The organism is Bdellovibrio sp. BIS2 (assembly GCF_055398295.1).
In genome coordinates this window covers 207,551-232,071 of record NZ_AP035879.1, presented here as the reverse complement: position 1 = coordinate 232,071, position 24,521 = coordinate 207,551, and the positions used below count along the sequence as shown (strand labels likewise).

The 24,521-nt window shown below is 49.8% G+C and carries 24 protein-coding genes and 1 tRNA gene; 8 read left to right on the top strand and 17 right to left on the bottom strand.

From position 1 onward, the window contains the following. Nucleotides 1-768: a helix-turn-helix domain-containing protein gene (locus tag ACZ520_RS01130; protein ID WP_464127122.1), complete on the bottom strand. Its 768-nt coding sequence runs from the start codon at nucleotides 766-768 to the stop codon at nucleotides 1-3. Nucleotides 769-864: 96 nt separating this feature from the next. On the opposite strand from ACZ520_RS01130, the gene ACZ520_RS01125 reads away from it, so the two are divergent. Further along, nucleotides 865-1,134, top strand: coding sequence for a hypothetical protein (locus tag ACZ520_RS01125; protein ID WP_232468859.1), 270 nt, complete (start codon nucleotides 865-867; stop codon nucleotides 1,132-1,134). A 173-nt stretch (nucleotides 1,135-1,307) separates the two neighbouring features. Further along, nucleotides 1,308-1,835: a hypothetical protein gene (locus tag ACZ520_RS01120; RefSeq protein WP_464127120.1), complete on the top strand. Its 528-nt coding sequence runs from the start codon at nucleotides 1,308-1,310 to the stop codon at nucleotides 1,833-1,835. A 33-nt stretch (nucleotides 1,836-1,868) separates the two neighbouring features. On the opposite strand, the gene ACZ520_RS01115 is transcribed toward ACZ520_RS01120, so the two are convergent. The 6 genes from ACZ520_RS01115 to rpsU all read right to left on the bottom strand — a co-directional run bounded on the left by ACZ520_RS01115 (nucleotide 1,869) and on the right by rpsU (nucleotide 7,186). Continuing rightward, entirely contained in the window at nucleotides 1,869-2,225 is a 357-nt protein-coding gene (locus tag ACZ520_RS01115) for a hypothetical protein (RefSeq protein WP_088566565.1), read from the bottom strand. Between the two features lie 293 nt (nucleotides 2,226-2,518). Then, nucleotides 2,519-2,595, bottom strand: a tRNA-Met gene (locus ACZ520_RS01110). A gap of 129 nt (nucleotides 2,596-2,724) precedes the next feature. Continuing rightward, nucleotides 2,725-4,554 carry an RNA polymerase sigma factor RpoD gene (gene rpoD / locus ACZ520_RS01105; protein WP_088566567.1) on the bottom strand — a complete coding sequence of 610 codons (1,830 nt, stop codon included), beginning with the start codon at nucleotides 4,552-4,554 and terminating at the stop codon, nucleotides 2,725-2,727. Between the two features lie 14 nt (nucleotides 4,555-4,568). Continuing rightward, entirely contained in the window at nucleotides 4,569-6,437 is a 1,869-nt protein-coding gene (gene dnaG, locus ACZ520_RS01100) for a DNA primase (protein ID WP_464127119.1), read from the bottom strand. A gap of 15 nt (nucleotides 6,438-6,452) precedes the next feature. Further along, on the bottom strand, nucleotides 6,453-6,899 hold the full coding sequence (locus ACZ520_RS01095) for a GatB/YqeY domain-containing protein (RefSeq protein WP_088566569.1): 447 nt from the start codon (nucleotides 6,897-6,899) through the stop codon (nucleotides 6,453-6,455). A gap of 92 nt (nucleotides 6,900-6,991) precedes the next feature. Next, the gene (rpsU, locus tag ACZ520_RS01090; protein ID WP_374032987.1) at nucleotides 6,992-7,186 is read right to left on the bottom strand and encodes a 30S ribosomal protein S21; all 195 of its coding nucleotides are present in this window, start codon (nucleotides 7,184-7,186) and stop codon (nucleotides 6,992-6,994) included. 178 nt (nucleotides 7,187-7,364) lie between these two features. Between rpsU and ACZ520_RS01085 the strand changes: the two genes are divergently transcribed. Genes ACZ520_RS01085 through ACZ520_RS01070 form a run of 4 tightly spaced genes read left to right on the top strand, consistent with a single transcriptional unit; the run spans nucleotide 7,365 to nucleotide 11,706 of the window. Continuing rightward, complete coding sequence (locus ACZ520_RS01085) at nucleotides 7,365-8,396, top strand: hypothetical protein (RefSeq protein ID WP_374031758.1); 1,032 nt, start codon at nucleotides 7,365-7,367, stop codon at nucleotides 8,394-8,396. Nucleotides 8,397-8,435: 39 nt separating this feature from the next. Further along, the gene (locus ACZ520_RS01080; RefSeq protein WP_374035851.1) at nucleotides 8,436-9,188 is read left to right on the top strand and encodes a TerC family protein; all 753 of its coding nucleotides are present in this window, start codon (nucleotides 8,436-8,438) and stop codon (nucleotides 9,186-9,188) included. Next, nucleotides 9,188-10,129 (top strand): tRNA adenosine(34) deaminase TadA, encoded by a 942-nt coding sequence (gene tadA / locus ACZ520_RS01075; protein WP_464127116.1) that lies wholly within the window; start codon nucleotides 9,188-9,190, stop codon nucleotides 10,127-10,129. The genes ACZ520_RS01080 and tadA overlap by 1 nt, the downstream gene beginning before the upstream one ends. Nucleotides 10,130-10,179: 50 nt before the next feature. After that, nucleotides 10,180-11,706 carry a DEAD/DEAH box helicase gene (locus ACZ520_RS01070; RefSeq protein ID WP_464127114.1) on the top strand — a complete coding sequence of 509 codons (1,527 nt, stop codon included), beginning with the start codon at nucleotides 10,180-10,182 and terminating at the stop codon, nucleotides 11,704-11,706. A gap of 15 nt (nucleotides 11,707-11,721) precedes the next feature. On the opposite strand, the gene ACZ520_RS01065 is transcribed toward ACZ520_RS01070, so the two are convergent. From ACZ520_RS01065 to ACZ520_RS01035, 7 genes are all read right to left on the bottom strand, one after another. Then, nucleotides 11,722-12,534 carry a gamma-glutamyl-gamma-aminobutyrate hydrolase family protein gene (locus ACZ520_RS01065; protein ID WP_374031755.1) on the bottom strand — a complete coding sequence of 271 codons (813 nt, stop codon included), beginning with the start codon at nucleotides 12,532-12,534 and terminating at the stop codon, nucleotides 11,722-11,724. Between the two features lie 59 nt (nucleotides 12,535-12,593). Further along, nucleotides 12,594-13,271, bottom strand: coding sequence for a response regulator transcription factor (locus tag ACZ520_RS01060; RefSeq protein ID WP_232468861.1), 678 nt, complete (start codon nucleotides 13,269-13,271; stop codon nucleotides 12,594-12,596). Between the two features lie 96 nt (nucleotides 13,272-13,367). Continuing rightward, nucleotides 13,368-13,601 (bottom strand): translation initiation factor, encoded by a 234-nt coding sequence (locus ACZ520_RS01055; RefSeq protein ID WP_015089412.1) that lies wholly within the window; start codon nucleotides 13,599-13,601, stop codon nucleotides 13,368-13,370. Between the two features lie 125 nt (nucleotides 13,602-13,726). Beyond that, nucleotides 13,727-15,256 (bottom strand): SpoVR family protein, encoded by a 1,530-nt coding sequence (locus tag ACZ520_RS01050; protein ID WP_088566575.1) that lies wholly within the window; start codon nucleotides 15,254-15,256, stop codon nucleotides 13,727-13,729. Between the two features lie 53 nt (nucleotides 15,257-15,309). Further along, on the bottom strand, nucleotides 15,310-16,407 hold the full coding sequence (locus tag ACZ520_RS01045; RefSeq protein WP_088566576.1) for a DUF444 family protein: 1,098 nt from the start codon (nucleotides 16,405-16,407) through the stop codon (nucleotides 15,310-15,312). Next, the gene (locus ACZ520_RS01040) at nucleotides 16,407-18,482 is read right to left on the bottom strand and encodes a PrkA family serine protein kinase (RefSeq protein ID WP_088566577.1); all 2,076 of its coding nucleotides are present in this window, start codon (nucleotides 18,480-18,482) and stop codon (nucleotides 16,407-16,409) included. Before ACZ520_RS01040 ends, ACZ520_RS01045 begins: the two co-directional genes overlap by 1 nt. 76 nt (nucleotides 18,483-18,558) lie before the next feature. Further along, the gene (locus ACZ520_RS01035) at nucleotides 18,559-19,158 is read right to left on the bottom strand and encodes a hypothetical protein (protein ID WP_232468863.1); all 600 of its coding nucleotides are present in this window, start codon (nucleotides 19,156-19,158) and stop codon (nucleotides 18,559-18,561) included. Nucleotides 19,159-19,202: 44 nt separating this feature from the next. On the opposite strand from ACZ520_RS01035, the gene ACZ520_RS01030 reads away from it, so the two are divergent. Then, nucleotides 19,203-19,841, top strand: coding sequence for a hypothetical protein (locus tag ACZ520_RS01030; protein ID WP_088566579.1), 639 nt, complete (start codon nucleotides 19,203-19,205; stop codon nucleotides 19,839-19,841). Nucleotides 19,842-19,902: 61 nt separating this feature from the next. On the opposite strand, the gene ACZ520_RS01025 is transcribed toward ACZ520_RS01030, so the two are convergent. Further along, entirely contained in the window at nucleotides 19,903-21,786 is a 1,884-nt protein-coding gene (locus ACZ520_RS01025; RefSeq protein WP_088566580.1) for a tetratricopeptide repeat protein, read from the bottom strand. Nucleotides 21,787-21,891: 105 nt separating this feature from the next. Beyond that, nucleotides 21,892-22,392, bottom strand: a complete 501-nt coding sequence (locus tag ACZ520_RS01020; RefSeq protein ID WP_088566581.1) for a hypothetical protein — start codon at nucleotides 22,390-22,392, stop codon at nucleotides 21,892-21,894. A 285-nt stretch (nucleotides 22,393-22,677) separates the two neighbouring features. Between ACZ520_RS01020 and ACZ520_RS01015 the strand changes: the two genes are divergently transcribed. Next, nucleotides 22,678-23,202: a polyhydroxyalkanoate synthesis regulator DNA-binding domain-containing protein gene (locus tag ACZ520_RS01015; protein WP_231839234.1), complete on the top strand. Its 525-nt coding sequence runs from the start codon at nucleotides 22,678-22,680 to the stop codon at nucleotides 23,200-23,202. Between the two features lie 68 nt (nucleotides 23,203-23,270). On the opposite strand, the gene ACZ520_RS01010 is transcribed toward ACZ520_RS01015, so the two are convergent. Beyond that, nucleotides 23,271-24,521: a COG3014 family protein gene (locus tag ACZ520_RS01010; RefSeq protein WP_464128378.1), complete on the bottom strand. Its 1,251-nt coding sequence runs from the start codon at nucleotides 24,519-24,521 to the stop codon at nucleotides 23,271-23,273.

Below are 24,521 nucleotides of genomic sequence, written 5' to 3'. Positions count from 1 at the left end.
CTATTTCACCTCAAGTGGGTACTGCTGCCAGTTGGTTTCAAACGGTGCAAACGCATACAGCCAGCGCACCGACTGAAGCTGATCCGCTGACAAAAGATTCTTGTCGCGCAAGGCCCGGGCACGGTACTTCGCCCCCAGCGCATGAATCTCTTCCACCAGCTCGGTGATGCTGGTTTTGGATAACTCCACTTCTGCCGAATGCATGCACACGTCTTTGTTCTTTAGAACCACATCAACGTGATCCAAAAACTGCATAATCTGCGGGCGCAAAATCGCACGGGCCAGGGGGCCTTTGTGTTGAAAGCGAATATTGCCAACAGCCTTGATGCGAACCTGATTTTCAGGAAGAACTTCCAACAATCCAAATTGTTCGATTTTACGAAGGACTTTGAACATCTTCTGACTTGAAAGCTTCCAGACTTCGGCCAGCTGATCGGGACTGACTCCGCGATGAAGTGATCTGAAGATTCCAAACATCGCCGGATTCGCGGCAAAAAACTTTTCCTGATCTTCCGAAAGAACATAGTCGACTTCTTTGTCCTGATTCGCGAGTGCCGCCAGATCAAAGAATGAAATCCCCACAAGGTCACAAATCCTAAAGACCGTTTGCAGGTTGCAGTTCTGGGTTGAGAAAAGTCTTTTCACGGTGACTTCAGACACTTCCATCCGAAGCGCCAGATCCGCATAAGTGATCTTCTTGGACTTTAAAACCTGTTGAAGGCTTTTAAGCAGCTTTTTGGCATCAGTGTGTTGGTTGATTTGATCCATAATTGCTGCTTTCGTATCACTAAAAGATACTGATTTAAACATATTTGATAAAGGTATCTTACTTTGACATTCCTAATTCCAACAAGGAGTTATCAAGTGATCAAAGTACTTATTCAAACAACAATCATGATCCTTTTCAGTGTCGCCGCTTCAGCAGCCTATCTTCCTCCTGCAGAGAACGTTTCTTACTGGTGCTATCAGGGTTGCATCGACGACTATTACAGCAACCACAACGAGTGTGTGGCGAAATGCTATGGCGGCAGAACCAACCCACGTCCAAAAGCCAATCCATACCCGCAGCAGAAACAAAACTGCCAAAACAACAGCCAAGCCGAAACCATCAAAGGCTGCATGCCCGGCTGCTAAAAAAGTGGGGCCCAAAGTGAGTGGGCCCCGTAATTACCTGCATTTTCTGGTCATTGGGGCCGACTTCGTTGGCTCTGATGAAAAGTCGTTCTTTCGCACTGTTTTATTATAGACATCACTTTGCCGCTAACTAAGCTCATGGATGAAAGTAACCTTGTCGACAGGGAGTCTTCATGAAGCTTCTTTCAGTACTATTTTTTTTGATGCCCCTCTTTTCCTTTGCCGGAGAAATTCCCGGCGGCACCTACAGACTGCAGGGAGTGACCTTTACAGACTGGACACAGTGGACTTGCGAAGGCACTCGCTGGAAGATGAAATCCACCAAACAACAAGTCCAAAAGCAAACGCGGGATCTAAATGTTCGGGATTTAGGCTGGGCACTGACTGCTTCCGGCATTGATATTTTAAAACCGGCGACTACAGACACAGGCTGCGCTTATCTGCACGGCACAGGCAAGTACGGCAATAGAAACTCTCACGTCATCATTCCTTACAATGACAGCAATCCATCCACATGCATGAAAGACAACGGCCAGATACTAACCCTGACGATGGGCCAAGAGATTAAATTGCCACTGGGGCCCTGCACACCTGCAAGCCTTATTCAGACAGGCACACTCAAATTTCGTTATGGTTATGACCTGGATTCCGAAGGAGACGTTATCTGGAACCCGCAGCCTATTGAGTTCGTAGCCCAATAAAAGTTCTGCGGGTCTTGAGTTGCTGCGGCACCCTTATTGGGAGACTTTGCAATCCACAGGAGCCATCCCAGGGTGGCCGTCGACGACAAGCTTAAAGTTGCTTTTGGACGTCACGTCCACCTTGCCCAGACAGATGGGTTTATTGTCGGTGGAGATGATTTCGTATCTTAGGACAAGCTCATTGGTGTCCAACACTCCATAGTTTTTCTCGAAGGCCTCACCCGGTGCAAGGATCTTGTCATCCACAACACTCAGCGGGGCTCCGCCACTTGCACGAGTCAGAATCAAGTCCGCCATAAAACGCACATCCGTTGAATTCACAACCTTTGCCGTCATCGCCTGCGCAGCGCCGCCAAGAATCAATACAGAAAACATAGTTAGGAATTTCATCAGTACCCCCATTTACATTTTTAACACTGGCAACCCGACAGCGATATTGGAAATTGGAGATTAGAGGATTTTTACTTCGCAAAAATGGCAGGGGGGCGAGGTTGTGCCCGCGCTAAAAAGTGCCAGTGGCACTTTTTAGTGTGGAGCATGCGTGAGGCTCTTGCGGCGAAGGCCGCAAATGTCGAACGCTTAGAAAGACGAGGCTCGATGCCTCGGCTTTCGCGTCCCGACAAAGCCAGCACCAAACTCATTTAAAAATGAAAACTATCGGCAATAAAGAAGAAACAGAGGAATGGTAGGGGGCGAGGGACTTGAACCCCCGATCCCAGTGTTATGAGCACCGTGCTTTAACCAACTAAGCTAGCCCCCCACGATCTGGAATGAAGAGAGCCTATCAAACTAAAAAAGGCTTGGCAAAACCACAGTGCATTAGGCCTTAAACGAAAAAAGGCTCCCCGAAGGGAGCCTTTTGAGCTTTTGGCTAAGCCTAGTTGGTGGACTAGGAATCAACAAACGCTTTTAGTTTGTTGCTGCGAGAAGGATGACGAAGCTTTCTTAGAGCCTTCGCCTCGATCTGACGGATACGTTCACGGGTGACGTTGAAGTCCTGACCCACTTCTTCCAAAGTATGATCTGACTCTTCCCCGATACCGAAACGCATACGCAGGACTTTTTCTTCTCTTGGAGTCAAAGTCGACAGCACACGGCGGGTTTGTTCAGCAAGGTTCAGGTTCACAATCGCTTCTGCAGGATTGATGACCTTTTTGTCCTCGATAAAGTCGCCCAGGTGTGAATCTTCCTCTTCACCCACTGGAGTTTCCAAAGAGATAGGTTCTTTCGCAATTTTCAGAACTTTACGAACCTTATCAACTGGCATGTCCATTTTATCCGCGATCTCTTCCGGGGTCGGCTCACGGCCAAGTTCCTGGATCAGGTAACGGGATGTACGAACAAGTTTGTTGATGGTTTCGATCATGTGCACAGGGATACGGATCGTGCGCGCCTGATCGGCAATAGCACGAGTGATCGCCTGACGGATCCACCAAGTCGCATAAGTCGAGAATTTGTAACCACGACGGTATTCGAACTTATCAACGGCTTTCATCAAACCGATGTTACCTTCCTGGATCAGATCCAGGAATTGCAGACCGCGGTTGGTGTACTTCTTCGCGATGGATACAACCAGACGAAGATTGGCTTCAACCAACTCGGATTTCGCGGCATCAGCTTCACGCTCACCTTTCCAGATGGCCGTGTAGGTTTCTTTCACCCAGTTGTGATTCATTTCAGTTTCTGAATCCAAACGGCTGATACGCTTTTCCGCTTCCTGAGCCTGCAATACGTAGGATTTGAACTTCTGATAGTTCAAACCAGTGTCGCGGGTCATGCGGGTCAGTTCTTTTTCATTCGCATCGATCAGTTTCATACGCTCAGCCATCGCTGCAACGTCTTTGGAGAATGTACGCTCCACACCGTCTTTGATACGACGACGAAGAGTTCCGATACGGTTCACCAGGTTTTTGAACTTGATCACAACACGGTTGATGGTCTTACGGTTGAAGTTCACAGACTCGAAGTTCGCCATCAGCTTGTCATTCATGACAACAAGCTCTTTCATGGCAGCCTGACGAGCCGGAGTGTTTGTCTCTTCTTTACGAAGGGTCGCAAACAGCTTTTCCGCCGCTTTCTGATATTCAGTGACCTTGCCGATCAACTCGTGAATTTTATCGATGTATTCCTTTTCATCGTACTGAGTGTCCTCGTCCTCAAGGCCACGGAAGATCGATTTAACTTTGATACGGCCTTCATCAAGGCGCTTACCAAGCTGGATGATCTCGTAGGTACCCAGAGGGGACAAAAGGATCGCACGAACGATCTCGCGCTCCCCTTTTTCAATACGACGGGCAATTTCCACTTCCCCTTCACGGGTCAGCAGGGAAACACTTCCCATTTTGCGCAGGTAAAGGCGTACAGGGTCGTTACCCTTGACGTCTTCACTTTCGGCCAATTCTTCTTCATCAACTTCTTCGTCTTCAGAATCGACGTTTTCAAGGAAGGAGCCTTCGCCTTCCTCAGCTTTCGAACTTTCAGACAAGTCTGAAATTACTACACCACCGGCCTCAAGGCCCTGCATGAACGAGTCCAGCACGGATGGAGCGATAATTTCAGGGGGAAGGAGCTCATTGATCTCTTCGATCGTGAGTGCACCCTTCTCCTTTGCAAGCTTCAGGAATCTCTGGATTTCTTCTTTAATCAGAGCTTCCTGTTCCTGCAAAGAAAGAACCTTCACAGGCTCTTTCTCTTGTTTGTTTGGTAGGTTCGGTTTCATCAATACCCCGCCTTTTACCCTTTATTCAGAGAGATTCGGTTTCTCTGAATATTCATAATCTGTTCCAACTTATCCGAACTAGGTTCGTTTTTAAGATCACGTGCTAAGCGCTTTGCTTGTTCGCGCAGGAAATTTTCTTTTACGCGCTTAAAGCAATCGCGCAGGAGTTTCATTTCTGCCTCTTCGTCGTACCCTGGGTCGCCCTCATTCGCTGGGCTCACTTGGAATAAATATTCAGGCTGATCGACGTAAGAGACAAGCAGACTGGTCAATTTATCAAATTTACCGAGATCTTGTCTATACACATCCGTGGCTTTTTCGAGGATCTTTTTCACTCCTTCATGGGCCACGCTCTCGAGCAGATTTTCATTCACAAATTGATCGAAATTGGCACGACTTTTGAGTACCAATCCCAACAGCATCAGCTCTGCTTTAGAGGCACCCTGCAGACTGATTTTGCCTCCCTCTACACCAGAGGACACGTCTTGCGGGGCTTTCTGGTTAGCCGAGCCCATATTCGGGTTTGGCTGCACCGTCCTAGTCATTGCCGGGCGATTTTGTGAATTTACAGGGCCGCTGCCCTGTATTCCCACAGCCTGACGCAACCAAGGAAGCCCTACGTTCATTTTCTGGGCCGCCTCTGCCAAATACAGGTCTCTTAAGCGCAGATCCGGGATGGACTCAAACAGAGGTTTTAACTTATCCGCCAGCTTCACCTTTTCCGAGGCGTCACCGCGATAACCTTCCATCCAACGGGCCAAAATCATCACAAACAGGTCCGGAGCGCGATCCAGCTCGATTTTCAGAGCTTCCGATCCGTATTTCTTCACATAATCATCCGGGTCCATACCGTTTGGCAGCGTCAGCCCCTTCGGATACAGATCGGCCGCCAACAGGATCGGCAAACTGCGTTCAGCAGCTTCCATCCCGGCATTGTCCCCGTCAAACAGGGCCACCACGTTTTTGGTCATGCGCTTAAGCATTTTCCCGTGGTCCGGCGTCAGCGCGGTCCCCATCGTCGCCACGACATTGCGAATGCCGGCCTGGTACAGGGACACCAGATCCATATACCCCTCTACTATAAGGGCCAGATCGTCGCTGCGGATGTAACGGGCTGTCTGGGACAATCCGTACAACACCTTCCCCTTCACAAAGACCGGGGTCTCTGGAGAGTTCAGGTACTTGGGCTCATTTTCTTTTTTCTCTAAATAACGGCCCCCGAAGGCAATGGGCTCTCCCATCGCGGAAAGAATCGGGAACATCAAACGGTCACGGAAAATATCAAAGTGTCCGGACTTGTTGTTGCGGGCCTTCACCAGACGGGCTTCTTCCGCCAGCGCCATCGGCACATTTTTGCTAAGCAGGTATCGTTCCAGACCGTCCCATTCAGGCACGGCATAACCCACTCCGAAAGCTTCAATCACTTCCTGGGACAGGCCCCGGCTGGCGATGTATTTCTTCACCGGGTGGTCGTGTGGAACACGCTTAAGTTGCTCTGAAAAATAATCAGCCGCGAGCTTGTTTACTTTTAACAACAACTTCTTTTTATCACTGGCCTGATCGCGCTGGGCATCTTCCTTATCCGGAGCCGGCATCGGGATGCTGGCACGTCCGGCAAGATATTCCACCGCCTCAGGGAAACTCATCCCCTGATAGTCGCGCAAAAACGAAAACAGGTTGCCACTCTTGTGACAACCGAAACAGTGATAGACCTGTTTGGTTTCGGAAACGGAGAAAGACGCCGTTTTTTCAGCGTGATCAGGAAACGGACAGCGGCCCATAAGGCCGCTACCACTAGGTTTCAACTGAGTGTACTGAGAGATGATGTCAACGAGGTTGTTGGCCTCTTGCACCTTCTCGATAAAGTCTTGTGAAAATCGCATGTATCTCCAACAAAATTAGGAAAGCTTGGATTTAATAACTTCGCTCACTACTTTGTTGTCTGCGGCGCCGCCGGATTTCGCGATGACTTCTTTCATCACAGGACCCATGTCCTTCACGGATTTAGCACCCAATGCTGCAATTACTTCGGTAACAAGAGCTTCGATTTGTTCACGGCTCATCTGTGCTGGCAGATAAACTTCCAGTACTTTCAGTTCCGCGGTTTCCTGATCAACAAGATCTGTACGACCTGCAGTCTGGAATTGTTCGATGGATTCTTTGCGCTGCTTAACCAGCTTTTTGATCACGTTCATCACTTCATCAGAAGTGATTGGATCCGGTCTCATGTCGATTTCACGGTTTTTGATCGCAGCCTGGAGCATGCGAAGAGCTCCCAATTTTGCGGATTCTTTTGCGATCATGGCAGCTTTAACGTCAGCGGAGATTTTGTCTCTGATTTCCATAGTGCCTCCAAAAGGACTTACGAGAGGATTCGGTCATAAAACAGAGGCGACCAGTGGTCGCCTCTTGAAAAAACAATCTTTCAAAAAGGGAACTAGTCGTTCCAACCTTTTCTGGATTTTTTCACTGCGCGTTTACGAGCAGAGATAGACTTCTTTTTAAGTCTTACAGAAGGTTTTTCAAAGTGTTCGCGTTTTTTAACTTCAGAAAGAATACCCGCTTTTTCGCAGGACTTTTTGAATTTTCTGAACGCAGATTCAAAAGACTCACCGTCTTTGATCTTTACCATTGCCACGACAATCACCTTCCTTTCGATGTGGAATAAGAATTTGAGAGAAAGAGTGTATAACAAAGCGGCACAAAAGGGGCAAGTCTCGGGGTCCTGACGCGGTATATTATTCTTGGGCCGGTGCTTTTTTATTGAACAGCCCCGCGGCCGGTGGGACAAATGCAACAGAGGGGACCGTATGAAAGCACTTATCTACTTGATATCATTGTTATTCGTTGGAACCAGCCAAGCCCATGCTTGGGAGGCGTTCTATGTCCTTAAACCCGGAGAGCTGCGCTTTTCGAAGGCTGTCGCCACCTTCTCCCAGCAGGCCGCACCCGCTGATTGCCGGGCAAGGCTTAAAGAAATCACCTGCATTGTGAATCCGATTCAGGATCCAAAAGAATCCCGCACCTGCCAACCGGGCAGCGAAACGATGGCCCCGGCGATCGAGCGCATCTATGATGTGTTGCCGCCAAAACTGCAGCAAACCTTCTGCGGCATGACCGTGATCTTTATTGAAAACGACACCGATGTTCTGGCTTACGCCGGCGTCATGGCTTGGGATTCCAACAGCGAAGCCCAGGGCTCGTTCATGGGAATTCGCCGTGCTTTGGTTGAACAGAACTATGACGCCACATCGGTTTTGGGGTGGAAAGAGCAAAAAGCCTTTGGCCTGAAAGCCCCGCCCTTTGTGCATTTGCCAGAGGGGCCGCGCACCAGCATCGTTCTGCCGTCCTCGCTGTCAGCCCTTCATTATGTGATCGTGCATGAGCTTGGCCATATTCTGGACTTTGCCAATCGCGCCAACAACTTCGCCTGCCCGCCGGGGGAAACGTGCCATCTGAATGTTCCCGCACCGGGATCCTGGATGGCTTTAAGCTGGGAAACTCCCGAAAAACCCAAGTCGGATCAGTTGTTTCCGCTGTGGTCAAAGCTCTGCTTTTATGGCTGCAAAGAGCAGCTTAGTGTGGCCGAAATGGAAGACTTCTATCACCAATTGGCACCCACTGATTTTATCAGCACCTACGCAGCAGTCAGCCCCTGGGAAGACTTTGCCGAAAGCCTGACCTTCCATGTGATGGCCCAGCATGAGGATTTTGAATATCAGATTCAAACTCCGTTTGCGTCCTATGACCTTAAGAAGAAGTGGGACGGCCTGGGAATCAAAAAAATCTGGATGCAGGATTTCCTGAACCGCGATCTGAAATACCCAACACCTTTGAAATAGTCTAAATTGGGGGAACAACAACAGGAGTTCCCCTTTATGATGGAAATGCTAGCGAATCCGCAAATCTGGATCGCCTTCTTTACTTTGTTTGCCCTTGAACTGGTTCTGGGCATCGACAACGTTATCTTTATCTCAATCCTTGCCGGTAAACTTCCGAAGGAACAACAGGACAAAGCCCGCATCGCCGGTCTGAGCCTTGCCGTGATCACACGCGTGATTCTGCTGTTCTCTTTGTCCTGGATCATCGGTCTGACGGCACCGCTGTTTACAGTCTTCGGCCAGGAAATCTCCGGCCGTGATTTGATTCTGCTTCTGGGTGGTCTGTTCCTGATTGTGAAATCCACCATGGAGATCAATCATAAACTTGAGGGCGTGGAAGGCTCCCAGTCCAACCCGGTGGCGCATTCCTTTAATGCAGTGATCGTGCAAATCCTGCTTTTGGACATCGTTTTCTCTCTGGATTCCGTTATCACCGCAGTTGGTATGGTGAATGAGATTTCCGTGATGATCGCGGCGGTAGTACTGTCAGCGGCCGTGATGATCGTGTCGGCAAAATCCATCAGCAACTTTGTGGATTCTCATCCATCCCTGAAAATTCTGGCGTTGAGTTTCCTGCTGATGATCGGTTTCACTTTGATCGTGGAAGCTTTGGAAGTTCACATTCCAAAAGGTTATGTTTACTTCGCAATGGCGTTCTCGGTCGGCGTTGAAATGCTGAACATCCGCATGCGCAGAAAGAAACCGGCAGAGCCTGTGAAACTGCGTGAAAGAATCGCCGAGGAAACAAAATAGTGAGCCACCCTTCCCACGACGAAAAATGGATGCGCAAAGCCCTGGCGCTGGCCCGAAAAGCGGCCGAGCGTGAAGAAGTGCCTGTGGCCGCCATCGTTGTGGGACCGGAAGGGATGATCTCTTATGCGATCAACACCCGCGAACGTCAGCAGTCCCCCTTGGGACACGCCGAGCTTTTGGCTTTACACAAAGCCTCGCAAAAGCGCGGCAGTTGGCGTTTAAGTGATTGTACGTTGTATGTGACTCTGGAGCCTTGTGTGATGTGTGCCGGCGCCATTCAGCAATCGCGCATTGCCCGCGTGGTTTATGGCGCCAAAGACGCCAAAGCCGGCGCGGTGGAAAGCCTTTATCATGTCCTGAAAGACCCGCGCCTGAATCATCAGGTCGAAGTCAGCTCTGGCATTCTTGAACACCAATGCAGCGAGCTTTTGCAGGATTTTTTCAAAGGCCGCCGCGACGAAAAGAAATCCGAAAAAGCCCAGAAGGTATTCCGCGATCGCGCCAGCGTCGTGGTTTTGCACGAAGGTAAAGTCCTGGGCTTCCATGCGGTGGATCCCACAGCCCAAATTCCTTATTTCTTCCTTCCCGGTGGAGCGGTTGAAGCAGGCGAAACGGCTGCTGCCACTGCGGCACGCGAGTGTCTGGAAGAAACCGGCTACAAGATCCGCATCCTGGAAGAATCCGCCTTTGAACGCGTCTATGACTTTCCTTGGGACGGCAAAGTACACGCCTGCCGGACGGTGTTTTACGTCGGAGTTTTGGATCAAGAATGGGTCCCGCCAGGCAAAATTGAAGATGCCTCTTATCACAAGGGTGTGGACTGGCTGCCAGCCAAAGACGCCGCCAAAGTGTTTGGCTACAGCAAAGACATCCTCTGGGCCGTGCAAAAACTACTCAAAACCGCCCAAAAGCAAGCAGCCAGAACTGCCAAAAAACCTTAGGAAAGATAGAGGTTTACAGACCTCTCCCTGACCTGTAGAAGTTCCGTCACATGACGACGACTAAATTTACTGACCTTCCTTTGATTGCCCCTCTTCAATTTTCACTTAAAGAAGCAGGATACGAAACTCCAACCCCAATTCAGTTGGCAGCGATCCCTGTTATTCTTGAAGGGCACGATCTGCTGGGCATCGCCCAGACCGGCACCGGAAAAACCGCGGCGTTTTCTTTGCCGATTCTGCAAAACCTTTCCAAACACACGCGCAAGATCGAACCAAAATCCCCGCGCTGTCTGATTCTGACTCCGACCCGCGAGCTGGCCATTCAGATTCACGAAAACATCGAGGCTTACAGCAAACACCTGAACATGAAACACGCTGTGATCTTCGGCGGTGTGGGGCAAAACCCGCAAGTGCGCGCCCTTCAGGGTGGCGTGGACATTCTGGTGGCAACGCCGGGTCGTCTGATGGATCTGCACGGACAAAAGCATCTAAAACTGGATCGCGTGGAAATCTTCGTGCTGGACGAAGCCGACCGCATGCTGGACATGGGCTTCATGCAGGACATTAAAAAAATCCTGCCTCTGCTTCCGCAAAAACGTCACAACCTGTTCTTCTCGGCGACTATGCCGCACGAAATTCAAACTCTGGCCAACCGTATTCTGGTGAATCCGAAGAAAGTGGAAGTGACTCCGGTGTCTTCAACTGCTGAGAAAGTTGAGCAGCATGTGATGTACGTCGACAAGCCACAGAAGCTTGATTTGCTGTTGCATGTCCTGAAAGATGAAGCGCTCTCCAAGGTGCTGGTGTTCGTGCAGATGAAGTACGGCGCCAATCGCGTCGTGGACCGCCTAACAAAAGCAGGCATCCCTGCTGCCGGAATTCACGGTGACAAATCCCAGAACCAGCGTCAGCGTGCGCTGGAGGAATTCAAGAACGGTGACGTGCGTGTGCTGGTGGCAACCGACATCGCAGCCCGTGGCATTGACATCGACGGTATCACTCACGTGATCAACCTGGAACTTCCGCACATTCCGGAATCTTACGTTCACCGCATCGGCAGAACGGCACGCGCAGGCGCTACCGGCGTTTCGATTTCTTTCTGCACGGCTGAAGAAAGATCCTTCCTTTATGCGATCGAAAAAACCACTCGCACCAAGGTCAACGTCATCGAAGATCATCCGTTCCATTCCACTGAAATTGCCAATGCTCCGGTGATGACTGTGGGTAAAGCCAAAGCCATCCTAGAAGGCCAGCGCCTGCAGAATAAGGCTAAAAACCGTGGCGGCGGCCAACGTCGTCAAGGTGGTGGTGCGCCTCAAGGCGGCCAGGGTGGCGGAAAGAAAGCCGGTGGCAAACCAGCTCACGGCGGCAACAAGCCAGCCCACGGCGGCGGCAAACCGCACGCGAAGTCCGAGCACAAATCTGAAGGAGCAGCTTCTCACAAAGCTCACTCAAAACCTGCGCACGCAAAACCGGCTCACAAACCCGCTCACAAAAGTGAAGGCAAGTCTGCTGGTAAAAGCGAGCACGCACCAAAGAAGCGCAGCTTCTGGAGCCGTCTGCGCAACAAAGACTAAGTTTTTGTTTTTAAATCAAAGACCCAGAATATTTTCCGAAGGTTTCACCAGGGGGCCCTTACAGGCCTCCAGAAACTTCTTCACCAAAGGCTCTGACGACAGGAATCTTTCTTCCTCGTCGATATGAAACTCCGGGTGCCACTGAACACCCACAAAGAAGCCGTCTTGAGTGGAACTAAACGCCTCCACCAGACCGTCTTCCGAGGTCGCTTCGACTCGCAGCCCATTCCCCAGTTTTTTCACGCCCTGATGATGGATCGAAACAATCTCTCCGCCCGCCGTGTACATCTGTTGAAGCATTCCGCCCGGAGTGATTTCCACCCGGTGGGTGAGCTTTTCATAAAGCTCAGACTTAAAGTGCGCCAGATTGCTGGGAAGCTGGGTTGGCAGATCCTGGAATAAGGTTCCGCCCTTAAAGACATTCATCAACTGAAAGCCACGACAGATGCCTAACACCGGCTTATTGCGGGTGGCGAAGGCCTTCAGCAATTTCAGTTCATAGCGATCACGAATCGGATCGGTCTTGTGATGGGCCATGACTTCAATGGGTTCTTCACCATACAAGGTCGGACAGATATCCACCCCGCCCTGCAAAACCAAACCATCCAGAATTTCTGCGTACTGGTGAACATTCAGATCGTCTTTTTCCAGCAGGCCGGATGATTCTAAAGACGGAACCATAAACACCAAGCCGCCGTGTTTGGCGATCAAGTGCGCCAGATTCTGCTCAAGGTACTGGATTGATTTGCTTTTGATCTCAAAGCCGTCCGGCGTTTTATAAAGCAGACGAGGAGAAAGACCAATCAGCAAGGGTTTTGCTGCGTCCATACATTAAGTGTGGACCCATAAAACCCCTGGTGCAAGCCTCTTTGTGAAATTTCGGGGAACTATTCCTGAGCTTCCAGGCGATAGCCCAACGAAGGAACCGCCACGATGCGGCCGTTGAATTTATGAATTTTACGTTTCAGATAGTTGATCTGTGAATCCACATTTCGGGACGTCACTTCGGTGTCGCCCCAAATTTCTGAAAGACATTTTTCACGCGTGACCAGGTTGTTTTTCCCCGCCACCAGAAGCTTCAGAATATCAAACTGCTTTGGTGTCAGATTCACTTCTTCACCATCGACAAACACCTGACGGGAAAGAAGGTTCATCTTCAAATTCGCCGCATTCAGTTCTGAAGCCGCTTCCGGCTCTTTTTCAGAAAGGCGAGCTTTGATTCGCAAAATCAGCTCTTTCACATGGAAAGGCTTGGAAATGAAATCATCAGCGCCGGTTTCAAACGCTTTGATTCTTTCATCAATCGTCGCCGCACCGGAAACGAAGATGATCGGTGTATTTTTCGTGGAATCGCTTTCACGAACCATACGACACACATCCACACCCATCACACCCGGCATTTTATAATCCAAAAGGATCAGATCCGGACGCTTTTCATTGATCAGGCGAAACGCCGAGGTGCTGTCTGAAGTGTAAGAACACTCATACGTGGAGCTGAGAATCTCTGCCAGGAGCTTACAGCTTTCTTCATAGTCATCTACAATCACGATTTTTTTTGCAGCCAAGTCCGTTCCCCTTAAAGGAGTGGAAGTCGTAAACATATTCATATTTAAAAGCATGAGCCCAACAAATGTAAAGTGCAAGCTGCACAGGGTCCAGTTTTACATGCCTTTAAACTTGATCTTCTTCGCTTCCAGAATCTTCTTCAGTTGGTCTCTTTTGTCACCCTGGATTTCGATCATCCCGGCTTTGTCGCCCAGGATGTGGGTTCCACCGACGCCACATTTGGCTTTGAATTCTTTGGCCAAAGTCTTTAAGTACTCTTCATTACGAGGGAATCCATCAAGAACCGTGACCGTCTTTCCACCCCGTCCCCCTTTTTCCAGGCGGAACACAACGGTGAACTGGCCCTCCTGCACCGTGTCCTCAGGACGACAGCGGCATTCGGATTTTAATTCCTTACAATTCGGACATGTTACGTTGTCACGGGGATCAGTACTAAAAACTAAGCGAGTATTTTTCACGAACCTGAGCTCTCTTGATTGGATGGATTAGGGCTGGGCTCTTCACCCAACTTGTGCTGAGTATACTCTTTTCCATCGAATCTAAAAAGCTGCGGAGTTTCATCCATCACGGTCGCGATATTCACCGGGCGTTTCCAAAGCTTGAAAACGTTTTTCAGGGTTTCGCTCATGAAATCCGGCTGCATGTCGATGCCTTCATGCAGATGGGTCAAAAGCAGCTCCCCGCGGTTTTCAAAGTTTGCGTCTTCAATGCGAATGATCGGCTGACCGAAGTTCGTCATATGGAACAGCAATTGGGCTTTGATCGCCTTGAAGTCCTTGGTGTCGACCTCGAACTTCTGGGTTTTCTTATTGAACTTGTACACAAACATTTTGTTGCGCACACAGAAGTCTTCCGTCAGGAACTGATCAATGAACGTCACGTCATTGCAGACTTTTCTGACCTCGAAGATCTTGTCGCGACCCAGGCCCAACTTCCTGTCCCAGTGCTTGCGCTCACGCACGTCATCGCATTCTTCCCATTCACGACCGAACTGACCCTTGTTCCAGCGCTCTTCAATATCGCGCATCAGTTCGATGCCGACCTTGTACGGATTATACCCGTTTGGAGCCATCGCCATCGTGCCGGCATGGTGATCGGCAAAGTCGATGATTTCAGAGTCATTCAGAATCTTGGTCGTCATCAGTTTCGAGTGCCAGTAAGACGCCCAGCCTTCATTCATGGTTTTCGTCATACCCTGAGGCGAGAAGTAATAAGCCTCATCCCGGATGATCGAAAGCACATCCTGCTGCCAGTCCGTCAGCGGCGCATAGTGAATGAAGAAATTAAGAACGTCTTTTTCAGGTTCCGCCGGGAAGCGCTGAGCTTTGGCCTGCGCCTCGGCTTCCGCTTTCTGTCGCTGCTCTTCAACAAAAGAAGGCGGATTGATATAGTCCCGCATGTAGGAACGATCCACGCGCAGCAGATAGTTTGGTTCCTGCGCCGGTGGCGGATTCTGCGGCTTTACCACAGACTTTTCCACATAAGGGCTGTAACGGTCGATCAGGTTTTCCAGAGACAAACACACGTCGATGAAGTTTTCCACCACATCCTGACCATGACGGTCCATGTAGCGGCGGATGCGCGTGGCATGATTCGCCATCTGATCCATCATTTTGCGGTTGGTCTTGGAAAACCAGATGTTGTTCTTAAAGAAATCACAGTGACCGTACACGTGCGCCATGACCAGTTTCTGGTCCATCATGGCGTTACCTTCCATCAGGTACGCATAGCACGGGTCGGTGTTGATCACCATTTCATAGATTTTGGAAAGGCCGTATTCATAGCTCTTGGAAAGGTGCTCATACTCCATCCCGAACTTCCAGTGCGGATAGCGCACCGGGAATCCACCGTAAGCGGCGAACTGGTTGATTTGATCATAGGTGATCAGCTCAAAGATCGTCTCAAAGAAATCAAGGCCTGCGTCTTTCGCGATCTGGCAGATTCTTTTTCTTTCGGCTTCAAGTTCGGGTGTCAGATTAGCCATAATCACTCCGTGCTACTTCAGTTACGCGACTGACGTCGCTGCACTCTGTCCGCCTAGCGGCCTTTACCAAGGAAGTCTTTGATTGAATCCAGGATCTTGTCGCGGTTTTCGATCTGACTCAAAGTCAGCCTTTCGTCCTCGCCAAATTCCTTTTGCAGGTCCTTCAGGAACTGCCCGCTGCCGTATTTGCTTTCCACCTGGCCATAACTGAACACGTTACAGTTCGGCAGGAAGAATTCCTGCAGCATCTTAACACATAGACGCGTATCCTCGCCCGACCAGTTATCGCCATCAGAAAAATGGAACGGATAAATGTTCCACTCATTCGTGGGATAGTCTGTCTGAATGATTTCCTGGCACAGCTTATAGGCCGAGCTGATCAGGGTTCCGCCCGATTCACTGGTGCGGAAGAACGTGTCTTCATCCACCTCTTTGGCAGAGGCGTCGTGAATAATGAATCTGGTTTCCAGGCCCTTATAGTGTTTGCGCAGCCACGTGTTGATCCAGAAACTTTCCAGACGGACAATTTCCTTCTGCTCATCACCCATGGAACCCGACACGTCCATCATATAGATGACCACGGCCTGGGTTTGCGGCTGCTGCACTTTTTTAAAGGACTTGTACTGCATATCCCGGCGGATCGGCAGCACCAGCGGATCTTCAGAATTGTAAGTTCCCGATCCCACCATGCGCTTCAAAGCGCGTTTGTAAGAGGATTTAAAGTGGCGCAAGCCTTCCGGTCCGACCGGAGCCAGGCCCGTGAACTTCGTCTTCAGGGATTCGATGTTCTTAGCACCCTTGGGTTGAATCAGCGGCAGTTCCAGTTTTTCACCCAGAATGTCCGCCAATTCATCCATCGACATTTCGACTTCAACCAGATGTTCACCCGGAGCTTCTCCGGCCTGACCCTGTCCGCCTTCACCCGGATCGCCAACGTCTTGACCCGGCTGCCCTTCCCCCTGACCGACCCCACCCTGCTGTTTGGGACCGTACCGGAAGTTGGGAATATCGATGCGCGGAAGCGGAATCTTCACGAATTCATCTTCGCGCTTCCCGATCATTTCGCCCTGAGAGACGTACTTGCGCAGATCCTCTTTGACCTTGCCTTTAACGATCTCTCTGAATCTGTTATGGTCTTCGCGTATCGACATTATTTATTCTTTACGTCCCCTCGGGCGAAGATACTTGCCACGTAATGCAACACATCCGTAGCAGAGATTTCATCGTACCCGAAGTCCTTGATGAGACGGGTTTTAACAATATCAATCTTCTCTTGAGTGTCTTTGTCAGCAACGTTGCTTACCAATGTGGTCAGCTTGATGCTGTCTTTCTGATCCTCGAAGAGTTTCAACTCGATGGCTTTATGCAGGCGTTCGTTCATCTTGTAGTTGAACTTCTTGCCTTCCAAAGCCAAGGCCCCGATATAGTTCATGATCTCGCGGCGGAAATCATCCTTGCGGGACTCAGGGATTTCGATCTTCTCTTCGATAGATCGCATCAGACGCTCATCCGGCTCCTCGTCGTTGCCGGTGAACTGATTGCGAACTCGTTCTCTTTGCGTATAGGCTTTGACGTTATCAATGTAATTGGCACACAGGCGCTGCATGGCACTTTCATCCGCGCTGATGGCTCTTTGCACCTCAGCTTTGATGATTTCCTCGTACTCCTGCATGACCACACCCAGAAGTTCCTTAAACTCGGTTTTCAGCTCTTCGTTGGCGATCAACGAGTGGCTCTTAAGACCTGATTCAAGCTCTTTAAACACCATGAACGGATTCACAGATCCTTTATTGGACTGCTGGGCCGCCACCAGGGCGTTGGAAAGTTTGTCCTGGATGTAACGGGCCGAAATCCCCTCAAGACCCTCGCGCAAAGTTTCTTTACGAAGCTCGCGCACGTTGTCTTCGGTATAGTTCGGCAGGGTTTTACCGTTGTACAGTTTCAGTTTCTGTAAACGGGTCAAATTGGCTTTCTTCGGTTTTTCCAGACGGGTCAGAATTGCCCACATCGCGGCCATTTCAACCGTGTGCGGAGCAATACTGATTCCACGCACTTTCTGGGAATTGAAGTCGCGTTTATAGATGTTGATTTCATCTCTCCAGCGCGTGATGTACGGAATGTCGATCTTCACGGTACGGTCACGAAGAGCTTCCATGAATTCGTTGTCCTGCAGACGACGGTATTCCGGCTCATTCGTATGCCCGATGATCACTTCATCGATATGGGTCTGGGCAAATTTCTTAGGTTTCACCCGGTGCTCTTGCGAAGCCCCCAACAGATCGTACAAGAAGGCCACATCCAGCTTCAGAACCTCGACGAATTCAATCATGCCGCGATTGGCGACGTTGAACTCCCCGTCAAAGTTAAAGGCGCGTGGATCGGAATCAGATCCGTATTCGGCAATCTTACGATAGTTGATGTCCCCCGTCAGCTCGGTAGAGTCCTGATTCTTTTCATCTTTCGGCTGGAAGGTACCAATACCCACACGGTCCGCCTCAGAGATAAATAATCTTTTCACGCGCACGTGCGACAGAACCTGCATCAGGTTGCCGTCGTATCTTTCCATCAAAGCTTTAAAGATAAAGCGTGAAGGCGGGCTCAGTTCACCATCCACATGCACACGGAAGCTGCCTTCCTGGCCTTTGTTGATGGAATCGTAAACCGTCGAACGAAGTTCTTCCGGAATCAGCAGCAAAGGTTCTTCATTCATTGGGGAATGGAAGACCTTCACACCTTTACCCAGCAGACCGTCAAGTTCCAACTTTTCATCGATCCACTCAAAGGTGTACACCGCACCCTGCTTGGTGTGGGAATAGCGCTCCAATCCTTTTTTCAACATACGGCAGATCGTGGATTTCGCACTTCCGACCGGGCCGTGCAGCAGAATCACACGTTTCTCGGTTCCGTAACCCAGGGCCGCTGCTTTCAGGACATTCACCAATTTCATCAACTGCACATCAAGACCGAAGACCGCGTCTTTGCCGTTGTTGTGAACGTCGTCGAAGAACTTGTAGCGAATGACTTCTTTTTTGAAATCGATATACGTTTCAGTGCCTTCCTCAACGATCATGTCATACATGCGCTGATAGGCGTTTCGCGTGATTTTGGGATTTTGTTTTACCAGGTCGAGATATTCCTCGAAGGTGCCACTCCAATGCTCTTTGGCATGAGTGCTTGAGTTTTGCCAGTTGGCGACCAGTGAATGCAGATCAAACTTAGAGGCCATATTCTCTCCCCAAGGTGATTGGTGACACACCTACTCTGTTAGAGTATGCCTCATTACTAGACGGTTAACGAGTTTTTTAATTTAGTTGTATTGCTTTGAACCCTTGCGGTTGTCTCAAGGTGAAAAGCTCTGGTTTAAACTGGACCTCAGTCTTGGGTGCTTCGAAGAGCCACTGCATTTCAAATTGCGGGGCCGTAATTACGACTTTCTTTTGCCCTTCTTTTCGATCCAGCCATTCGACGCGTGTTTGTTTGGCAATATTCTCACATTGATAAATCAACCCTGCGGGATCCAATCCACATTTCCAGCCGGGGCCCCGCACCGGTTCATCAAAGGCGATATTGGCCAGATTCATCGGATGCAGTGGCATACCAATCACATTGGCGAACGCCCGTTCGGTGTTACGCCCATAGAAAAACGTCTTCTGAGGATAAACCGCATAAGAGATCTGTGTCGGGCTCATCACAACACTCGCCACTTGAAACCCCAGCAAAGCCGTGATTTCAAAACGGGCTCTTTCATTTTTGATCGCAAAGATATCTATATTTAATGACTGGGTCTTATTTTCCTTCTGATTTTTGATCAGGGCCTTGGTTTCCCACTGCGCTTTCTGAAACGCACCCTCTTTCACTGTCTTGGTGACACAGCCGGAAAGGAAAAGGGTTAGTACGAACATGAAAAAATAATTGAACCTGTTCATCATTGCCTTAGCATAGAGAAATGAATTCCCTTAAACAAGCCTTGATTCAATTAAAAGCGGACTGGAAAAACAGCCTCTTTTTGGGCTGTACAGCCACCCTGTTCGTTCTGGCGGTGCGCTTTACTCCTTATATTAGTGCATTGCTGATTTCCTTTGGACTGCTATTTTTGCAGGAAGTGACCAATCGTTACCTGACATTGAAGTCCTGGCCGCGGGATCTGGGTTTTCTGAAGGAAAACACTTTGTCCTTTGTTATCTGTTCTTTGATTCTGCTGCCGACAAGCACGCTTCTGGGCTCCGCCATCGGAGTTCTGGAAAGCCCGCAGGATTTCCTGCACACCATTCCGATGTCCTGGGGTCTTTTGATTCTGGCGGTGTATTTCTATCTGGTGCTGACCCATGCCCTGCGCATGACCATCGAAGACGGAACCGCTCTTGCAAAAGCGGTGGATATTGCCGCCCTGGCCTCGCTGAAAAACTTCCGCGAGTATTTCATCATCGCTTTTTATATGGCGCTGGCGGTTTTGATTTCAGGAATTTTGTGGGGCGCAGGCTTCATCGTGACTTTGCCAGTGATCTTCTTTGCCGCCCACTATTCTTTCCTGGCGACGAAAGAACGCGGACTGCTGCAGGAAAAGAAAACCGAACCGGCTTCTTAACCCGGAAAAAGAAAAAGCCCGCAGTTTGCGGGCTTTTTTATTTTAATTCTAAATCCAGGATCTATTTTTCAGAAGCGTGTTCCGCCACCGGCTTTTCAACGGAAGCTGGCAGACGAGGCGTGCCGTTCAGTTCCTGCTTTTCGATCGCCGTGATCTTGCTGCGGATTTCCTGAACTTTTTTAGGCTCAGTTTCAAGGTCCGCGGCTTTCTTATACATCTTCTTGGCTTTATCCACCATCGAGTGCTTATAGTAAGCATCACCCAGGTGCTCAGCAATGATGCTCACCGTGGACTGATGTTTGTAAGCGGCCTCCAAGAACTTGATGGATTCAGCGAACTTGTTTTGTTTGTACAAAATCCAGCCCAGAGTATCCAGCACATAACCATCCGTCGGCTCAAGCTCCAGCGCACGACGCGCCAGTTTTTCCGCCTCCGGAAGTTTCACTCCCATTTCAGCCCAGGTGAAGGCCAGATAGTTCAGGCCTTGCACGTGGTTTGGATCCAGCTCCAGAACTTTTTGCATTTCCGTCACAACCACATCTTTGTTGCCCATACGGTCGTTGATCGTGCCGTAATAGAAACGAAGCTGAGCGTTTTCCGGGAACTTTTTCAAACCCTGCTCCAAAGTGGCAGAGGCATTTTTGTAATCACCTTTTTCATCCAGCAAGGAAGCATACATCGCGAAGATCTGAGGCTGATCCTGGCGTGCTTTCAAACCAGCGGCCGCCACTTCCAAACCTTCATTCAGTCGGCCCAAACCTTTCAACAGGTAAGCGGCGTGAACCACGGCCTCACCATAGTAAGTGCTGGTCGCCGGGATCTTCGTGTATTCTTTCACGGCTTTTTCATGCTGACGGGTTTCTTCGTAAACCGCGGCCAGATAGAAGCGAACCTTGTCTGACTCTGGCGCATCTTTCAGAATTTCTTCCAGCTTCGCCACCGCCGTGTCGTAACGTTTCTGTTCAATCAGAATCAACGCCATTTTCATGCGAACATTCAGTGGCTCGTCGGAGTCCTGCTCCATCACTTCCAGTTGTTCATAGGCGTTTTCATAGTCACCGCGCTCGATATAGATCTGCGCCAGGACTTCAGCCACACGCGGGCTTGGGGAATTTTCTTTCTGGAAAGCGCGATACAAAGACACGGCTTTGTCTTCAGATTTCTGCTTGGAATAAAGCACACCCAAAGAAAGCACGGCATCGGCAAAATCCGGTTTCAGATCCAAAGCCTTCTTGAAGGAAGTCTCTGCCGCCTTTTGGAATTTGGTTTCAGACTGCTCCAGACGCACGCGTCCGATATAGTAGTGAGCCAGGTAAGGCGTGTTGTATTCAGGATTCTTCAGCAAAGACTCAAAGTACTTCACGGCTTTGTCGGACTGTTTCTGCTCGGAATACAAAGCACCGATGTAAAGCGGAGCCTCGGTATTGTCCGGCTGAAGCTTCATCACGGTGTTGTATTGTTCCATCGCCTTGGGATAAAGCTTCAAAGAAGAATACAAACCACCCAGCAACAGGTGACCGTCCACGTTCTTTGGATCTTTCGCCACCGCTTCTTCAGCCTGGGCCAAAGATTCAGTGATCATGCCCTGCTTCAGAAACTCTGCCGCCAGACGCATGTTCACGGCCGGGGAATTGGTGTCGTAGATAAGAACCATCTTGAAGGCTTCAACTGCTTTCTGAGAATTGCCTTCCAAAGCGTACGCCTCACCCATCGCGAAGTAGTAATCGGCCTGAGTGCGCATATAAAGTGGATCCAAGGAGGCCGCGCCGTTGTCTTCCGGAGAGACCACCGCCGGAGCAAAGGACGCAGGAGCGCGATTTCTATCGTTGAATGATGCCTCGTAGTAAGGGGCTTTGTCGTCAGACTCATTTGACGTGAAGGTCGCGCAAGCCGTGAGGGTCATCAGGAAAGGAACGATGATTGCGGTCCTAGTGTATGGAAACATGAAATCTCCTTAGTCACTAGGCTGATCGGCTTCTTATGAGAATTGCTTGATGCGGCTTGAGCACCCTTTCAGCAAACGCGACCAAGGGCGCGGCTGATAAAGTGCCTAGTTATGAGACACACTCAGAAGGACACCCAGATCGTCTCCTTCATAAAGAGGCTGGGCTTCCAGAGGTCGGTCCTCGTCATCGAGCGAAGCTGTTTCGATTTTCTGATTTGGACCGGACGACCACACCAGGATCTTGATCTTGCCAGCGGCATCCGCTGCAGAAAGGATGCGATAACGATAAGGCTGACCCCAAGGGTCTGTGCCCATGGTCCCCGTGCTGCGCAGGTTTTCAGCACTCAAAGCGGACTTATCCTCTGAAACCGAAGCTGGCAGCCTGCCTCCGGCCTTGTCTTCCGACACTGTATTTTTTGATGCTTCGCGGTAAATTTGTACAACTTGATACCCAACGACCTCTGCTTTTTGGCGGGCTGTCTCACTTCTAGAGTCCTGAATCTGACGATTCCAGGGGGTCGCAATGATGGCTGTAGAGAAGCCTACGAGGCCCAGCAGGGCCAACACACCAGAGGACTTAAACTCTTGTTTTTGCTCATTTTTCATTAATTATCCGCCCAAGATTGAAGGTCGTCCTTAAACATTTCGGCGGGCTTTGGAAAAAACTTTAGACAAAGGTCTGTAAAATTCGAAAAAACGAATGGCTATTTGCAGAAAAAATAACGCCTAGAGTCTTTTCTTTTGATTTTAGGACCCCTTGACAAGGGGTGGCGGCAGGGATAGGTTGCGCCCATCTGCAAGGGGACGCCGAATCATAAGGCACCGTTAACCCCTTGGGACTTTGGGGAAATTTCAAATTGGGAGGCACTTTTGATCAACCAAAACGAAACAATGACATCGAAGCCAAATTCTAAAGTTAAAATCATCAAGCGCTATCAGAACCGCAAACTCTACGACACTCAACAAAGCTGCTATGTGACTTTGGACGATATCGCTAAGATGATCCGCACTAACGAAGAAGTGATGGTTATCGACAACAAGTCTAAAAATGACATCACTGCTGCGACTCTGACTCAGATCATCTTCGAAGCTGAAAAGAAAGCATCTCAGTACGCTCCTCTTTTCACACTGCGTGAGATCATCCAGAACGGTAACGGCAGCATCTCTGGTTACTTGGCTAAACTTGGCGCGTTCCCTCAGGACTACATGACCAAGCAACAAGTGAACACAGTTGTTGAAAACGCTTCTACAGACAGCGTTAAACAAAACTTGGAAAACCGCGTTGCAACTGCAGCGACTCGCTACAACACAGACACTACTGCTAAAGTAGCTGCTGAAAAAGCGACTGTACTTCCAGGTCTTCAACAAGACGACGAAACTCCAAACCTGCCAGGCACTTCTTTGTTGAACAACTAAGAAGACCTTCCAGCAAGGGTTTCAAAAAAGGCTCCGCAAAGCGGGGCCTTTTTTTTATTCAATTTCTGCTATTTCAAGGATCTCCAGATCACGAACTTCTTTTGACCGGCTTTGATTTCCACGTCGCGGGAATCAAGACCCTCCCCGGTGGATGTATTGCTGTAGTCCACACCTTCCAAGCGGAACTTGTAGGTGCCCGCGCGCAACGGCACACGGATAATTTGAATTGTCTGAGGCAGGAAAGACCACTGTCGCACATCCGCGCGATCCGCCATCAACAAGGCGATGTAAGCCAAATCCCCCAAAGCCTGATTCTGCTGACGGATTTGATCGGACAACACCGCTTTGGTGGCAACACCCGCCACCCGTTTGGCGAAAAGAATTCCGTAATCCTCTTCCAGGGTTTTCATTGCGGCGGTTTGCACATCGTAAACTTCGCGGCTTAGGAAAGGCTCCACGTCGGTGGAAAGATACAGGCGTGCTCGTTGAGTTTGGCTGATCACCGGCACCAGCGTCGGCAAAGTGTGACCGTTGTTTTTACCCGCGGATTTTCGCGGCCCCCAACCCTGCTGATAGATAATCACCAGCTCCCCGTTTGCCCGGTCATACCAACGGTCGGATTCCACAACATCGGGGAATTTCTTTTTCCATTCCTTGTAGCTGTCCATGCGACGGGCCAGTTTCGCCGAACGAATCAGGTCCTCGCGGATCGTGGAAATGGAGGGGTCAATTTTGTAGGCTTCCGCATAGGCGATGTAAGCATCGTCGTAACTGCGGCTGGCTTCCCAGATCACGGCCGAAAGATATTTACTGAACGAATTCAGTTCAAAGGCCTGCTTTTCATCCGCGCGGTATTTCAGATATTTTTCATTGATACGACGGGCTTCAACCAGAGCATCATCCAGTTGATCCATTTCCAGGAAGTTCATCGCCAGATAGGCATTGATAAAAATCTTTTCGAAAGTGTCGCCCTTGTACTGAACCATTTCCTCGTTCAGCGCCAGGGATCCGGCAATGCGTGACACCGACTGATAGTCGACCAGTTCGGACAGACGATCAGCCTTCATCAGAATCTGATTGCTCTCTTTCAGTTGTCCGGCGACCTGCAGGGCCACGCCGTAGTCCATCAGATACGCCAGTTGGTCGTCATTTTCCTTGTCGGCCAGGGGCTTTAAATCCGCCAGAGCCTTGGTGAAATCATGACGAGCCAATGCCTCGCGGGCCGGCTGCACCTTGCTTTGGTAAGTGGCGCAACCAATCAGGGGCAAAACTAAAAAAAGACCCACGGCATGCGTGAGTCTTTGAGCAATAAGATTCAT

Excerpts from the sequence above, each read along its gene's own strand:
- ACZ520_RS01130 (WP_464127122.1), bottom strand. The coding sequence starts at position 768 with ATGGATCAAATCAACCAACACACTGATGCCAAAAAGCTGCTTAAAAGC.
- ACZ520_RS01120 (WP_464127120.1), top strand. The coding sequence starts at position 1,308 with ATGAAGCTTCTTTCAGTACTATTTTTTTTGATGCCCCTCTTTTCCTTT.
- ACZ520_RS01115 (WP_088566565.1), bottom strand. The coding sequence starts at position 2,225 with ATGAAATTCCTAACTATGTTTTCTGTATTGATTCTTGGCGGCGCTGCG.
- rpoD (WP_088566567.1), bottom strand. The coding sequence starts at position 4,554 with ATGAAACCGAACCTACCAAACAAACAAGAGAAAGAGCCTGTGAAGGTT.
- dnaG (WP_464127119.1), bottom strand. The coding sequence starts at position 6,437 with ATGCGATTTTCACAAGACTTTATCGAGAAGGTGCAAGAGGCCAACAAC.
- ACZ520_RS01095 (WP_088566569.1), bottom strand. The coding sequence starts at position 6,899 with ATGGAAATCAGAGACAAAATCTCCGCTGACGTTAAAGCTGCCATGATC.
- rpsU (WP_374032987.1), bottom strand. The coding sequence starts at position 7,186 with ATGGTAAAGATCAAAGACGGTGAGTCTTTTGAATCTGCGTTCAGAAAA.
- ACZ520_RS01085 (WP_374031758.1), top strand. The coding sequence starts at position 7,365 with ATGAAAGCACTTATCTACTTGATATCATTGTTATTCGTTGGAACCAGC.
- ACZ520_RS01080 (WP_374035851.1), top strand. The coding sequence starts at position 8,436 with ATGGAAATGCTAGCGAATCCGCAAATCTGGATCGCCTTCTTTACTTTG.
- ACZ520_RS01070 (WP_464127114.1), top strand. The coding sequence starts at position 10,180 with ATGACGACGACTAAATTTACTGACCTTCCTTTGATTGCCCCTCTTCAA.
- ACZ520_RS01065 (WP_374031755.1), bottom strand. The coding sequence starts at position 12,534 with ATGGACGCAGCAAAACCCTTGCTGATTGGTCTTTCTCCTCGTCTGCTT.
- ACZ520_RS01050 (WP_088566575.1), bottom strand. The coding sequence starts at position 15,256 with ATGGCTAATCTGACACCCGAACTTGAAGCCGAAAGAAAAAGAATCTGC.
- ACZ520_RS01045 (WP_088566576.1), bottom strand. The coding sequence starts at position 16,407 with ATGTCGATACGCGAAGACCATAACAGATTCAGAGAGATCGTTAAAGGC.
- ACZ520_RS01040 (WP_088566577.1), bottom strand. The coding sequence starts at position 18,482 with ATGGCCTCTAAGTTTGATCTGCATTCACTGGTCGCCAACTGGCAAAAC.
- ACZ520_RS01035 (WP_232468863.1), bottom strand. The coding sequence starts at position 19,158 with ATGTTCGTACTAACCCTTTTCCTTTCCGGCTGTGTCACCAAGACAGTG.
- ACZ520_RS01030 (WP_088566579.1), top strand. The coding sequence starts at position 19,203 with ATGAATTCCCTTAAACAAGCCTTGATTCAATTAAAAGCGGACTGGAAA.
- ACZ520_RS01025 (WP_088566580.1), bottom strand. The coding sequence starts at position 21,786 with ATGTTTCCATACACTAGGACCGCAATCATCGTTCCTTTCCTGATGACC.
- ACZ520_RS01020 (WP_088566581.1), bottom strand. The coding sequence starts at position 22,392 with ATGAAAAATGAGCAAAAACAAGAGTTTAAGTCCTCTGGTGTGTTGGCC.
- ACZ520_RS01015 (WP_231839234.1), top strand. The coding sequence starts at position 22,678 with ATGACATCGAAGCCAAATTCTAAAGTTAAAATCATCAAGCGCTATCAG.
- ACZ520_RS01010 (WP_464128378.1), bottom strand. The coding sequence starts at position 24,521 with ATGAATCTTATTGCTCAAAGACTCACGCATGCCGTGGGTCTTTTTTTA.